Source organism: Sphingobacterium sp. UBA7253, assembly GCF_002472745.1.
Classification (GTDB): domain Bacteria; phylum Bacteroidota; class Bacteroidia; order Sphingobacteriales; family Sphingobacteriaceae; genus Sphingobacterium; species Sphingobacterium siyangense.
The window spans coordinates 567-1,410 of sequence record NZ_DKSP01000041.1 but is presented as its reverse complement, the minus strand read 5'-3'; the positions used below and the strand labels follow the sequence as shown (position 1 = coordinate 1,410).

Genomic DNA, 844 nt, shown 5'->3' with positions numbered 1-844 from the left:
TGTTTTTTAATTATTTATGTTAAATTATTGATTTGGGTCAATAAATTTTGCATTACATTTTGACTTGGCGATGATTTTCCGCTGCTTTATTTACTGACTTTTGTAACGATATAGTCAGCGCTATCAAAAATCTGGCTCGATTTCGAAGGTTATTTCTTGCTTGGAACGAGGATGAATAAAGGTAATTGAAGCTGCGTGGAGGTGTAATCTATTGGCTTTTCTGCCATAGAGATCGTCACCAACAATAGGTGTATTTAGGCCATTTGGATGGACGGCATGCATGCGAAGCTGATGGGTGCGGCCAGTCAAGGGGTAAAACCTGACCCTCGTTTGATTATTTGCTATCGCAATTTTTTCCCATTTTGTCTGCGCTGGCTTGCCATAAGTGTAGCAGACCATTTGCCGGGGTCTATCATCCAGATCTACGCGAAGTGGGAGATCGATCAAACCTGATGCGGCTTCGATAATACCATCCAGTAAGGCAATGTATGTTTTTTTGATGGTATGTTGTATAAATTGATCCTGAATAAATTTATGCGCCTCTTTGTTTTTGGCAACAACCAACAAGCCGGATGTAGACATGTCGAGGCGGTGGATAATAATCGGTCCCGCATTTGGGTAGCGTTGAAGAATACGGTTGTAGACCGAATCCTTTACATATATTCCGGGGACAGACAGAAATTCGGCCGGTTTGTTGATAATGATGATATCCTCATCTTCGTAAATTTGAGGAAGTGCTATATCCAAAGTCGTTTCCTGTTGCATGGGATTGGGATCTACGACCAAGCCTTCGAGCATATACCCTAAAATCGGTTCACATTTTTTGCGGCAGGCAGGGTAGTAG

The 844-nt window shown here is 41.9% G+C and carries 1 protein-coding gene; it reads right to left on the bottom strand.

Translation table 11 applies throughout. The features are described 5' to 3' along the window. Positions 1-123: 123 nt before the first annotated feature. Positions 124-844 (bottom strand): RluA family pseudouridine synthase (locus tag B2X72_RS03835; protein ID WP_286848333.1); only part of this gene is annotated, 721 nt, incomplete at its 5' end.